General features: G+C 70.3%; 8 protein-coding genes. 7 read left to right on the top strand and 1 reads right to left on the bottom strand.

The features are described 5' to 3' along the window. Window positions 1-3: 3 nt before the first annotated feature. From GVN67_RS04260 to GVN67_RS04240, 5 genes are all read left to right on the top strand, one after another. Window positions 4-1776: a hydantoinase B/oxoprolinase family protein gene (locus GVN67_RS04260; RefSeq protein WP_159993145.1), complete on the top strand. Its 1773-nt coding sequence runs from the start codon at window positions 4-6 to the stop codon at window positions 1774-1776. Continuing rightward, window positions 1763-3826, top strand: a complete 2064-nt coding sequence (locus GVN67_RS04255; protein ID WP_159993143.1) for a hydantoinase/oxoprolinase family protein — start codon at window positions 1763-1765, stop codon at window positions 3824-3826. The genes GVN67_RS04260 and GVN67_RS04255 overlap by 14 nt, the downstream gene beginning before the upstream one ends. Then, window positions 3823-5217, top strand: a complete 1395-nt coding sequence (locus GVN67_RS04250) for a M20 family metallopeptidase (protein ID WP_159993141.1) — start codon at window positions 3823-3825, stop codon at window positions 5215-5217. Before GVN67_RS04255 ends, GVN67_RS04250 begins: the two co-directional genes overlap by 4 nt. A gap of 129 nt (window positions 5218-5346) precedes the next feature. Continuing rightward, window positions 5347-7389, top strand: a complete 2043-nt coding sequence (locus GVN67_RS04245; RefSeq protein ID WP_159993139.1) for a hydantoinase/oxoprolinase family protein — start codon at window positions 5347-5349, stop codon at window positions 7387-7389. Next, window positions 7386-9368, top strand: a complete 1983-nt coding sequence (locus GVN67_RS04240; protein WP_159993137.1) for a hydantoinase B/oxoprolinase family protein — start codon at window positions 7386-7388, stop codon at window positions 9366-9368. The genes GVN67_RS04245 and GVN67_RS04240 overlap by 4 nt, the downstream gene beginning before the upstream one ends. A gap of 3 nt (window positions 9369-9371) precedes the next feature. Here GVN67_RS04240 and GVN67_RS04235 read toward each other — a convergent pair whose 3' ends face one another. Next, window positions 9372-9824: a GNAT family N-acetyltransferase gene (locus tag GVN67_RS04235; RefSeq protein WP_159993135.1), complete on the bottom strand. Its 453-nt coding sequence runs from the start codon at window positions 9822-9824 to the stop codon at window positions 9372-9374. A 151-nt stretch (window positions 9825-9975) separates the two neighbouring features. On the opposite strand from GVN67_RS04235, the gene GVN67_RS04230 reads away from it, so the two are divergent. Both GVN67_RS04230 and GVN67_RS04225 read left to right on the top strand, forming a co-directional pair. Further along, a complete protein-coding gene (locus GVN67_RS04230) occupies window positions 9976-11277 on the top strand; it encodes an Nramp family divalent metal transporter (protein WP_159993133.1) in 1302 nt (433 codons plus the stop codon). A gap of 71 nt (window positions 11278-11348) precedes the next feature. Next, on the top strand, window positions 11349-12689 hold the full coding sequence (locus GVN67_RS04225; RefSeq protein WP_159993131.1) for an LLM class flavin-dependent oxidoreductase: 1341 nt from the start codon (window positions 11349-11351) through the stop codon (window positions 12687-12689). The last annotated feature ends 7 nt before the right edge of the window (window positions 12690-12696 follow it).

Raw genomic sequence — 12696 nt, 5'->3', positions numbered from 1 at the left:
CCGATGGACAGCCTGGCCCCGCGCCGCTGCGACGCCGTGACGCTGGAAATTTTGCGCGGCGCCATCCGCGCCGCCCAGGCGGAGATGGAGGCGCTGATCGAGCGCACCGCCATGTCCGCCTTCATCCGCGAGAAGAAGGACTTCTACACGGCCGTCTTCGACGCCGATGGCGTGATGGCGGTGGGCTCCAACGTGCCGGTCTTCGGCGACATCGCTGGCCCCGTCTTCAAGCATTTCCCTGCGGCTGAGATGGGGCCGGGCGACCTCTACTGGTACAGCGACTGCTACGAAAGCCGTGGCGCCGTCAGCCATTCCAACGACCAGGTCTTCCTGGCGCCGGTCTTCCTCGAGGGCCGTCGCGTCGGCTTCGTCATGGGCTGGGCGCATTTCGCCGATATTGGCGGGCTGCGGCCGGGCTCGATCAGCCCCGACACCACCGACATCTTCCAGGAAGGCATCATCATCCCGCCGACCCGGCTGATCCGCGCCGGCGAGGTCAATACCGCGGCGCTCGAGATATTCTACCGCAACTCGCGCTATCCGCGCCTGTCGCGCGGCGACACCAGGGCGCTGATGGCCAGCGTCGAGCTCGGCGTGGCGCGGCTGGGCGAGATCGCCGCCCGCTTCGGCGCCGATGTCCTGTCCGATGCGCTGTCGCAGCTGCTGGCCCGCACTGAAGCCACCGTGCGCGAGCACCTGAAGAAGACCTTCGCGGTGGGGACGCATCGCTTCACCGATCGCATCGACAGCGACGGCCACGGCAATGGCCCCTTCCGCATCCGCCTGGCGCTGACCCGCACCGAGGATGACCGCTTCATCCTCGACGCCACCGAGACCGACGACCAGTCGCCCGGCCCGGTGAATTTCCTGATGAACCCGGATGTGCCCGGCATGGCGCTGGGCCTGTCCTTCCTCGGCGGCGATCCGACGCAGGTGGTCAATGCTGGCTGCTCCCGCGCGCTGGACGAGGTGCGGCTGCGCGAGGGATCGCTGCTGCAGCCACGCTTCCCGGCGCCGCTGGGCATGCGCGGCCTGACCATGATGCGGCTGCTGGCGGCGCTGAACGGGCTGGTCGCCGTCGCCGGCGGCAAGGCGCCCGCCGCGCATTCCGCCTATGTCATCATCCTGCTGCGCGGCTCGGCGGGCGGGAAGAATTTCCTGATGAGCGACGGCATCGGCGTCGGCTATGGCGCGCGTCCCGATGCCGATGGCATCGACGCGGTCTATTTCGTCGCGCAGGAAAACTACCCGGTGGAATTCCTCGAGCTGGAATATCCCGTGCGGTTGCGCCACTACGCGCTGAACCGCGACAGCGGCGGCGCCGGGCGCTTCCGCGGCGGCTGCGGCGTGGTGCGCGAATACGAGGTGATGGCCGACGAGGCCATGCTCGCCGTGCGCATCGACGGTGTGCAGAACCCGCCCTGGGGCGCCGATGGCGGGCTGGCCGCCGGCCCCGGCCGCGTCACCGTCAATCCCGGAACGGCGCGCGAGCAGGTGCTGAACCCGCTGTCCGACGGCAACCGGCTGAAGCGCGGCGATGTGCTGCGCATCGAGACCGGCGGCGGCGGCGGTCGCGGCCATCCCTATGACCGTCCGGCCGCGCTGGTGCTGCAGGATGTGCTCGGCGGCATGGTCGGCGCCGAGGCCGCCGCGCGCGACTATGGTGTCGTCCTGCGCGACGATGCCGTCGATGCCGAGGCCACCGCGGCGCGGCGCGCCGATCGTCCCGCAACCCTCGCCTTCCATCGCGGGAGCTACACCAATGTCCTCGACTGAGACGCTGCCGCGCGACCTGCTGGTCGCCGTCGATATCGGCGGCACCTTCACCGACATCACCCTGCAGGATGCGGCGACCGGCGAGGCCTGGACCGCGAAGACGCCGAGCACGCCGGCCGATCCGTCGCAGGCTTTCCTCACCGGCGTGAAGCTGGTGCTGGACACCGCGGGCCGCGCCGCCGATGGCATCGGCCGCGTGCTGCATGGCACGACGGTCGCGACCAACCTGATCCTGGAAGGCAAGGGCGCGACCACCGCGCTGATCACCACCGCCGGCTTCCGCCATGTGCTGGAGATCGGCCGCCAGGACATTCCGCGCAGCGCCAATCTCTATAGCTGGATCAAGCCGGCGCGCCCGGTGCCGCCGGCCCATGTCTTCGAGGTGGCCGAGCGCATCGCAGCCGATGGCAGCGTGCTGGTCGCGCTCGACGAGGACAGCCTGCAGCGCGCCATCGCCGCCTGCCGCGCCATCGGCGTGCAGGCCGTCGCCGTCTGCCTGCTGCATGCCTTCACCAACCCGGCGCATGAGCAGCGCGTCGCCGCCGCGCTGCGCGCCGCGCTGCCGGACATCGCTGTCACCGCCTCGACCGAGGTGCTGCCGGTGGTGCGCGAATATGAGCGCAGCCTGGCTGCCATCCTGAACGCGCAGGTGATGCCCGCGGTCTCCACCTATGTCGGCCGGCTGGAAGCGCGGCTGGCGGAGGAGAAGATCGCGGCACCGCTGCTGCTGATGAAGTCGAATGGCGGCGTCGCCGGTGCCGCCGCCATCCGCCGCGCCCCCGCCGTCACCGCGTTGTCGGGGCCTGCCGCGGGTGTCGTCGGCGCCCGCGCCATCGCCGCGGCGGCGGGCTTCCCGGACATCATCACGGTCGATATCGGCGGCACCAGCGCCGATATCTGCCTGATGAAGTCGGGCGAGATTTCGTTGACGCAGAAAGGCAAGGTCGGCGACTGGCCCTTGCCGCTGCCGATGGTCGACATGGTGACGATCGGCGCCGGCGGTGGCTCGCTGGCGCGCGTCACGCCGGCCGGCGCGCTGGCCGTGGGTCCGCAAAGCGCCGGCGCCACGCCGGGCCCGGCCTGCTATGGCCGTGGCGGGCGGCAGGCGACGGTGACCGATGCGCATGTCGTGCTCGGCCATCTGCCGCCAAGCCTGCTGGGTGGTCGCATGCAGCTCGACGTCGCGGCGGCGGCGCAGGCGCTGGAAGAGAATGCCGCGACACCGCTCGGCCTGTCGCTGGAGGCAGCGGCGCGCGGCATCCTGGCCATCGCCGACAGCAACATGGTCGGCGCCGTGCGCGTCGTCTCGGTCGAGCGCGGCCACGATCCGCGCGACTTCGCGCTCGTCCCCTTCGGCGGCGCCGGTCCGCTGCATGGCTGTGCCCTGGCCGATCTTCTCGGCATCCGCACCGTGCTGGTGCCGTCATCGCCCGGCGTGCTTTGCGCTCAGGGCCTGCTCGCCGCTGACCTGAAGGCGGAGTTCAGCCGCAGCCTGCACAATGCGGCGGCCCCCGCGCTGGAAGCGATCGATGCCGCCTATGCCGGGCTCGAAGCCGAGGCGCTGGCCTGGTTCGCCGAGGAAGAAGTGCCCGACGCCGCTCGCGCGACGCGCCGCATGGCGTTGCTGCGCTATGCCGGGCAGGGCGGCGAGCTCGCGGTCGCCTGGGCGGGCGACATGCCAGCGACAGCCTCGGGTTTTGCCGCGCAGCATCGCGCGCTCTACGGCTTCGACCTGCCCGATGCGGCAGTGGAGTTGGTGACGCTGCGGCTGGAGGCCACCGGCGCCCTGGCCGGCCGCATCACCACCACGCTGCCGGAGGGCAAGGGTGCGCAGCCCGTCGGCCAGCATGCGGTGCGCTTCCCCGATGGCGAGCAGCAGGCGGCGCTGTATGACCGCACCACGCTCGGCGCCGGCGATCGCTTCGCCGGCCCCGCCATCGTCACCCAGCTTGACGCCACCACCCTTGTGCCGCCCGGCTGGATGGGCGAGATGCATGGCTCCGGCGCGCTGATCCTGCGCCGCAAGCCGACAGGGGGAGAAGACAGATGAGCCGTGACGCCGCCATTGCCGCCGCGCGCGCCTTGCTCGACGACGGGTCGCTGCTGGAGGTTCTCGCCCGGCGCGTGGCCTATCCGACCGCCAGCCAGGACCCTGCGAGCGGTCCGCATCTTTGGGCCTATCTGCAGCAGGAAATCGCGCCGGACCTTGAGCGCATGGGCTTCGCCTGCAGCGTGCATGCGAATCCGATGGGGAAGGGTGGTCCCTTCCTGATCGGCCGCCGCATCGAGGATCCGGCGCTGCCGACGCTGCTGACCTATGGCCATGGCGACACGGTGCTCGGCATGGACGGCGACTGGCTCGAAGGCCTGTCGCCCTGGGTGATGACGCAGCGCGGCGAGCGCCTTTATGGCCGCGGCATCGTCGACAACAAAGGCCAGTTCACCGGCAATCTCGCGGCGCTCGATGTGGTGCGGCAGATCCGCGGCAAGCTCGGCTACAATGTCGTGGTGCTGCTGGAGACCAGCGAGGAGGTCGGCTCGCCCGGCATCAACGAGTTCTGCGCCGCGCATCGCGAAGAACTGGCGGCGGATGTGCTGATCGCCTCCGACGGGCCGCGGCTGGTGCCGGAGGTGCCGACGCTCAGCCTCGGCACGCGCGGCGCCATCAGCTTCGACCTGCGCGTGCGCTACCGCGAAGGCGGGCATCATTCCGGCAATTGGGGCGGGCTGCTGGCCAATCCCGGCGTGCGCCTGGCGCATGCTTTGGCCAGCATCATCGATCGTGACGGCAAGGTGCTGGTGCGCGACCTGGTGCCGGAGGCGATTCCCGACAGCATCCGCCGGGCGCTGGCGAAATGCCGTGTCGATGGCGGCGCCACCGGGCCCGAGATCAACCATTGGTGGGGCGAGCCCGGCCTGTCCGCGGCGGAGAAGGTCTTCAGCTGGAACACCTTCGAGGTACTGGCCTTCAGCACCGGCAATCCGCTGGCGCCGGTCAATGCGGTGCCGCCGGAAGCCTTCGCGCGCTGCCAGATCCGCTACACCGTCGATCGTCCGGTGGAGAGCTTCGTGCCCGCCATTCGCGCGCATCTCGCGGCGCAGGGCTTCGACGATGTCGAGGTCGTGGAGATCAAGGAAGGCGCCGACTGGGCGGCGACGCGGATGGATCCGGAAGGGCCCTGGCCGACAATGGTCGCCGCCTCGATCGAGCGCAGCGTGGGCAAGGCGCCGATGATCATCCCCAATGCTGGCGGCTCGCTGCCGAATGACAGCTTCGCCATCACGCTGGGCCTGCCCACCGTCTATATCCCGCATTCCTACAGCGGCTGCTCGCAGCATGCGCCGAACGAGCATGCGCTGCTGCCGCTGATGCGCGAAGGGCTGGAGATCGCCGCCGGCCTGTTCTGGGATCTGGGCGAGCAGCCTTGGCCGCAGCGCTGACGCGATCCGGCGGCGACTTGCGCGCCGCCGGAACCGCGGTGTAGCGTTCCGCGCCCTGGATGCGAAAGGACTGCCGGATGCCTGCAGCGATACCTCCTCCTGCCACGTCACCGGAAGGGGAGGGCTGAGATGGGCATCCGCGTCGGCGTCGATATCGGCGGCTCTTTCACCGACTTCGCTGTGCTGGACGAGGCCGATGGCAGCGTCCGCGCGCTGAAGGTGTTCAGCCGGCCCGACCAGCCAGGGCAGGAGGTGATGGAAGGCCTGCGCCAGCTCGAGGCGCGACATGGCATTCCGCCCTCGGCGATCAGCTATTTCACCCATGGCACCACGGTCGGCGTAAACGCGGTGATCCAGCGGCGCGGATTGCGCCTCGGCCTGATCACCACCGAGGGCTTTGTCGACGTCCTCGAGCTGGCGCGGCTGAAGATCGCCGACATGTACGACCTGTTCTCGCGCCGGCCGGACCCGCTGGTGCCGCGCGAGCGCGTCTTCGGCATCGGCGGCCGCATCGGGCCGGATGGTGCGGAGCTTCGCGCCGTGGATCGCGCCTCGGTGCTGGCGGCGTTGCAGCGCGCCCAGGCGACGGGCTGCGAGGCGCTGGTGGTCTCGCTGCTGCACAGCTATCGCAACCCCGCGCATGAGCAGGCGGTCAAGGCGATCCTGGCCGAGGCGGCGCCCGAACTGCCGGTCTTCCTCTCCTGCGAGACCTGGCCGATCATCCGCGAATACGAGCGCACGGTGACGGCCGTCGTCGGCGGTTATGTGCAGCCGCGCGTCGCCCACTACCTGACCTCGCTGCAGCAGGCGCTGAAGAATGCCGGCGTCGCGCCCGAGCCGCGCATCACCAAGTCGAATGGCGGGGTCATGGCGGCCGAGCAGGGCAAGGCCGACTGCATCCAGATGATCCTGTCGGGCACGGCGTCCGGCGTGATCGGCGCCGCCTTCGTTGCCCGCAGTGCCGGCTTGAAGAAGGCACTGTCGCTCGACATCGGTGGCACCAGCGCGGACGTCGCGCTGATCATCGACGGCCAGCCGCAATATGGCGTCGGCGAGACCATCGGCGAGTTCCAGATCTATATACCCTCCGTCTCGGTCAGCTCGATCGGCGAGGGCGGCGGCTCGGTCGCCTGGGTCGATAGTCTCGGCGTGCTGAAGGTCGGGCCGGAGAGCGCCGGCTCCAGCCCGGGGCCGGTCTGCTACGGGCGCGGCGGGCAGAAGCCCACGGTGACCGACAGCTTCGTCGCCTGCGGCCTGATCGGCGCCAGCGAGCTCGGCTACAATGCCGTGCGCGTCGACATCGTCGCGGCACGCGCGGCTTTCGCGACGCTGGCGCAGAAGCTCGGCGCCGATATCGAGCCGGTGGCCGAGGCGGTGCAGCAGATCTGCGTCTCCGGCATGTATACGGGCATCAGCGCGTTGGTCTCGCGTTTCGGCATCGATCCGCGCGAGTTCACGCTGATCGCCTTCGGCGGCGCCGGTCCGATGCTGGCGCCGATGCTGGCGCGCAGCCTGGGCATGGCGGAGGTGCTGGTGCCGCCGACGCCGGGCGTGCTCAGCGCGCTGGGCGGCCTGGTCGCCGACCTGAAGAACGATTTCATCCGGACCATCTACAGCGATCTCGATGCAGCCACGGTGCCGGTGCTGCAGGAGACGCTGGTCGCGCTGCAGGCGCAGGGCCGCGCCTGGCTGGAGGGCGAAGGCGCCGCGGGCGACACCCTGGTCACCGCCGATATGCGCTACCAGGGGCAATCCTTCGAGATCGAGGTGCCGCTGCAGGCGGCCTGGATCGCGGCGGGAAATCTTGCCGCGCTGCGCGAGGCGTTCCACGACCGCCATGCCGCGCTGTTCGGCCATGCAGACCGCAAGGCGGCGGTGCAGCTGATCAACCTGCGGCTGGTGGCGCAGGGCGACACGCCGAAGCCGGTGCTGCCGCGGCTGCCGGCCGCCGACGGTGAGGCGGTGCCCTCGGCCAGCATCGAGGCCTGGCTGGATGGCGCGATGCGGCGCGTGCCGCTGCACCATCGGCGCGACCTGCGCGCCGGCCATGCTTTCCCAGGACCCGCGGTGATCGCGCAGGACGACTGCACCACCGTGGTGCCGCCGGGCTGCACGGTGCGGGTGGATGAGCTGGGCAATCTGCGCATCACGGTGGGGGAGCGCGCGGCATGAAGACCGATCGGCTGTCGTTGCAGATCCTGGCCGACTATGCCGCCGCGGCGGCGGAGGCCATGGCCTACACGCTGATGCGCACCGCGCATTCCACCTTCGTCAAGGAGACCGAGGATTTTTCCTGCGGGCTGCTGACGCCGGATGGCGTGACCTTCGCCTCGCCGAAGACGCTGGGCGCCACCTGGTATATCGGGCTGGACTATGGCCCGGCGATCCGGTTGATCGAGGATTATCGCGAAGGCGATGTCTGCATCACCAACGATCCCTATAGCGGGTCGGTGGCCACGCACACGCCGGACATCCATATCTGGAAGCCGGTCTTCGTCGAGGGGCAGCTGGTCTGCTTTGTCGCCGGCCATATCCACAACACCGACATGGGCGGCGCCGTGCCCGCCACCCTGTCGCGCACATTGACGGAGATCCAGCAGGAAGGCCTGCGCATCCCGCCCTGCAAGCTGCTGCGCGAGGGCGTGTTCAACGAGGAGCTGCTGCGGCTGATGGCGGTCAATGTCCGCCTGCCGGAGCAGAACTGGGGCGACCTGAACGCGCAGATCGCGTCGCTGGCCGTCGGCGAGCGCAAGGTCAAGGAGATCGTCGCGCGCTTCGGGCTGCAGGCGTTTCGCGACGGCATCGCCGACCTGCTCGACTATGCCGAGGCGCAGGCGCGGCGCATCGTCGCGGCCATCCCCGATGGCGACTACGAGCACAGCGAGTTCGCCGACGAGGACAGCGAAGGCGGCCCGCCCTGCCGCATCCATATCACGCTGCGCGTGCGCGGGGATGAGCTGGTGCTCGACTATACCGGCAGCGACCCGCAGCTGGTCTCCTCGCTGAACATGCCGACCGGCGGGCGCGAGCGGCATGTGCTGGTGATGGTGGGCCTCGGCTATGTGCTCTATTCGCTGGATCGCAGCCTGACCTTGAATGCCGGCTTGCTGCGGGTGGCGACGGCCGTGCTGCCGGTCGGCACCGTGGTCAATCCGCTGCCGCCGGCGGCCGTCGGCATGCGCAGCCTGACCTGCTCGGTGACGCAGGTGGCGACGCTCGGCGTCTTCGCCAAGGCGCTGCCGGAGCGGATGCCGGCCTCGCCGGCGGCGGGCATGACCATCATGAATGTCCGCACCATGGACCGGCGCGGGCGGCCGATCATGGCCTCCATCGGGCCGGTGGGCGGCGGCGCGGGCGGCGAGCCGGCGCATGACGGCATGGATGGCTGCGGCGCCAATTCCAGCTTCCTGAAGAACACGCCCGTCGAGATCAACGAAGCGGAGGTCAATGTCCTTTTCAACGGCTATGGCCTGGCGCGCGACAGCGGCGGGCCCGGGCTGCGGCGCGGTGGTGCTGCGGTGTTCATGGAATTCTCGGTCTCGGCGCCGCAGACCATGATCACCGCGCGCAACCGCGACCGCACGCGCTTCGGCTGCTGGGGGCTGCGCGGCGGCGGGGCAGGGGCCAATTCACGCTTCACCCGCAACCCCGATGGCGTGGCGCCGGAGGAGCTCGGCAATCGCGACGTGGTGCTGTGCCAGCCGGGCGACGTGATCCGCGTCACCGGCCCCGGCGCCGGCGGCTGGGGCGACGCCTTCGCGCGCGATCCGGCGCTGGTGGCGCGCGACGTGGCGGCGGGGCTGGTCTCCGAGGCGCAGGCGGAGATGGGCTATGGCGTCGTGCTGCGCGACGGCATCGTCGATGCGCAGGCGACCGCCGGGCTGCGCGCCGTGCCGCGGACCGCGGCCGCGCTGTTCGACTATGGGCCCGGCCGCGCCGCCTTCGAGGTGGTGTGGAGCGCCGAGCGCTATGCCGTGCTGACGCGGCTGCTGGCAGGCACCGCGGTCACCTGGCGGCATTGGGTGAAGAAGGCGATCTTCACCGCGGTCGAGGCCGGCGAGCATGGCGGGGCCTCGCCCGGCGCGCAGCTGGAGGCGATCTTCGCTGACCTGATCAGGCGTTTCCCGCAGCTGGGCGGGGTGGCGGAGTAGCCTTCAGCGGCTGTCGCTGCGCTTGCGCAGCGGCCGGCTGAGGCTGTGGCCCACGGGGGTGAAGCCGAGGGCCGCGCAGAAGGCGGCCGCGGCCTCGGCGTCTGGCGGCAGGGCGATGTCGATCTGGTCGCAGCCATGCTGGCGTGCCGCCTGGGAGGCGGCCTTGAGCAGCAGCCTGCCGATGCCGCTGCGCCGATCGTCGCTGGCGACGACCAGCGCCGTGATGCTGGCGCCGCCGCGATCGGCGAGCAGGTCGCTTCCCCAGCGCAGCGCGACGACGCCGATGACCGTGCCGTTCCACCCCGTGGCGACGAGCGCCGTTGCCGCCGGATCGCGCAGCAGGGCTTCGATGCGCGGGCTCATTTTTTCTGGCGTGGTGCCGAGCAGCGTGGCGAGGTCCTGGGCATCGTTGCCCTGGATGCCGCGCAGATCGACGCCGTATCGCGTGCCAGCCATGGGTGTCCTTTGCCGTGGGTGCCAAGGAACAGAAATAGAAGGGGGTGCGGGGGGATACCTCCCCCCGCCGCTTTCTTTTACTGGGCGGCAGGCTTGCACCGTAGCCTCTCCCCCGTATCATAGCACAGGCTACATTTTTCGGAGTATCGGCATGGACGGCGTCCGCAGCCTGCCGGAGGTGCATCGCAGCGTGCGGGTGCCGCATGCGGCCGGCTGGCTGAAGCGGCTGGGCGCCTTCATTGGGCCGGGCTATCTGATCGCTGTCGGCTACATGGATCCGGGCAACTGGGCGACGGCGCTGGCCGGCGGCTCGGCCTTCGGCTACACGCTGCTCTCGGTCGCGCTGGCCTCGTCGCTGATGGCGATCCTGCTGCAGGCGCTGTGCATCCGGGTCGGCATCGCCACCGGGCGCGACCTGGCGCAGCTCTGCCGCGAGCGTTTTCCGAAGCCCATCGCCTATCCGCTGTGGCTGCTGGCGGAGATCGCCATCTGCGCCACGGACCTGGCCGAGCTGATCGGCACCGCCATCGCGCTGGAACTGCTGTTCGGCATCCCGCTGCTCTATGGCGTGATGCTGACGGCGCTCGACGCCTTCGCCATCCTCTGGCTGCAGCACAAGGGGATGCGCTGGCTGGAGGCGCTGGTCTTCGGGCTGATCCTGCTGATCGTCGGCTGCTTCGGGCTGCAGATCGCGCTGGCCGATCCCGACTGGGGCGCGGTGCTGCGCGGCTATGTGCCGGCGGCCTCGATCGCCACCGACAAGGCGCAGCTCTATATCGCCATGGGGATCATCGGCGCCACGGTGATGCCGCACAACCTGTACCTGCACACGGCGCTGGTGCAGTCGCGCGATGTCGGCGACAGCCTGGCGGAGAAGCGCGAGGCGGTGCGCTTCGCCTCGATCGACAGCAGCGTGGCGCTGGGGCTGGCGCTGCTGGTCAATTCGGCGATCCTGATCCTGGCGGCGGCGACCTTCCATGCCGGCGGCCACACCGAGGTCGCGGAGATCCAGGACGCCTACCAGCTGATGGCGCCGCTGCTGGGCAGCGGGCTGGCGGCGACGTTCTTCGCCGTCGCCCTGCTGCTGTGCGGGATGAACGCGACCGTCACCGCGACGCTGGCCGGCCAGGTCGTCATGGAGGGCTTCCTGCGCTTCCGCCTGCCGCCGTTCTGGCGGCGGCTGGCGACGCGGTCGGTGGCCATCGTCCCCGCCGTGCTGGTGACCTGGCATTCGGGCGAGAGCGGCACGGCGCAGCTGCTGGTGCTCAGCCAGGTGGTGCTGTCGCTGCAGCTGCCCTTCGCGGTGATCCCGCTGATGTTCTTCGCCTCGGACCGGGCGCGGCTGGGCGGGCTGGCGGCGCCGCGCTGGCAGCTCTGGCTGGGCTGGGCCATCGCGCTGCTGATCGTGGCGCTGAACCTGAAGCTGATCACGGATTTCCTCGCCGGCGGCTGACCCGCGCCGCCGTCTGGACAGCGCCGCCGCCGCCTGGGACAAAGCTCGCTCGATCAGCGGGGGCCCGGGCGATGGCGACAACCGACAAGAAGATGGCGCTGGCGACGCTGGTGCATCCGACCGGCTATCACGTCGCCTCCTGGCTGCATCCCGAGGCCCAGGCCGATGCCTCGACCAGCATCGACTATTATCAGCGCATCGCGCAGACCGCCGAGCGCGGGCTGTTCGACCTGTTCTTCATCGCCGACACGCCGGCGGCGCGCACCAGCAACCTGACGGCCTTCAGCCGCATGCCGCTGTTCATGAATGTCTTCGAGCCGATCACGCTGCTCTCGGCGCTGTCGGGGGCGACGCGGCATATCGGGCTGGGCGGCACCGCCAGCACCAGCTTCAGCGAGCCCTACAACATCGCCCGGCAATTCGCCTCGCTCGACCATCTGAGCCGGGGCCGCGCGGCCTGGAACGTGGTGACCTCGGCCAACGACTTCGCCGCGAAGAATTTCGGCCTGGACAAGCTGCCGGCGCATGGCGACCGCTATGCCCGGGCGCGCGAGTTCGTCGAGGTGGTCAGCAAGCTCTGGGACAGCTGGGAGGATGACGCCTTCATCCGCGACCGCGCCCAGGGGCTGTTCTTCGACCCGGCCAAGCAGCATGCCGTGGCGCATGAGGGGGCGAATTTCCGCGTCAACGGCGCGCTGAACATCGCGCGGCCGCCGCAGGGCCGGCCGGTGATCATCCAGGCCGGCGCCTCGGAGACGGGGAAGGAGCTGGCGGCCGAGACGGCGGAGGTGGTGTTCGGCTCGGAATCGACGATCGAGGACGGCGTCCGCTTCTACCGCGACCTGAAGGGGCGGATGCCGAAGCATGGCCGCGACCCGGACCAGCTGAAGCTGCTGGCCGGGCTGCCGGTGCTGGTTGCCGCCAGCGCGCAGGAGGCGGAGGACATGCATGCGGAGTTGCAGGCGCTGATCCACCCCGATGTCGGGCGCAGCCGGCTGGCGATGGACCTGGAGGCCGACCTGTCCGGCCTCGACCTCGACCAGCCGATCCCGGAGGAGCGCATCCCGGCCTCGGCCAATTTCCACCAGGCGTATTTCAACCATATCGTGCAGATGATCCGCGTCGAGAAGCTGACGCTGCGCCAGCTCTACCTGCGCTACGAGCGCGGCAACAAGACGATCCGCGGCACGCCGGTCCAGGTCGCCGACCAGATGCAGGCCTGGTTCGAGGCCGGCGCCTGCGACGGCTTCATGCTGATGTTCAACCTGCTGCCGCGCGACCTCGACGCCTTCGTCGACCTGGTGGTGCCGGAGCTGCAGCGGCGCGGGCTGATGCGCAGCGTCTACGAGGGGCGCACGCTGCGGGACAATCTGGGCCTGCGCCGGCCGCCGCATCCGCGGGCGGCCGGCTGAGGCGGCC

The organism is Roseomonas sp. 18066, assembly GCF_902706185.1.
Classification (GTDB): domain Bacteria; phylum Pseudomonadota; class Alphaproteobacteria; order Acetobacterales; family Acetobacteraceae; genus Pseudoroseomonas.
The sequence above is the reverse complement of the archived record's forward strand: the minus strand, read 5'-3'. Positions and strand labels throughout refer to the sequence as shown.

Coding starts and splice junctions, on each gene's coding strand:
- GVN67_RS04260 (WP_159993145.1), top strand. CDS start 4: ATGGACAGCCTGGCCCCGCGCCGCTGCGACGCCGTGACGCTGGAAATT.
- GVN67_RS04255 (WP_159993143.1), top strand. CDS start 1,763: ATGTCCTCGACTGAGACGCTGCCGCGCGACCTGCTGGTCGCCGTCGAT.
- GVN67_RS04250 (WP_159993141.1), top strand. CDS start 3,823: ATGAGCCGTGACGCCGCCATTGCCGCCGCGCGCGCCTTGCTCGACGAC.
- GVN67_RS04245 (WP_159993139.1), top strand. CDS start 5,347: ATGGGCATCCGCGTCGGCGTCGATATCGGCGGCTCTTTCACCGACTTC.
- GVN67_RS04240 (WP_159993137.1), top strand. CDS start 7,386: ATGAAGACCGATCGGCTGTCGTTGCAGATCCTGGCCGACTATGCCGCC.
- GVN67_RS04235 (WP_159993135.1), bottom strand. CDS start 9,824: ATGGCTGGCACGCGATACGGCGTCGATCTGCGCGGCATCCAGGGCAAC.
- GVN67_RS04230 (WP_159993133.1), top strand. CDS start 9,976: ATGGACGGCGTCCGCAGCCTGCCGGAGGTGCATCGCAGCGTGCGGGTG.
- GVN67_RS04225 (WP_159993131.1), top strand. CDS start 11,349: ATGGCGACAACCGACAAGAAGATGGCGCTGGCGACGCTGGTGCATCCG.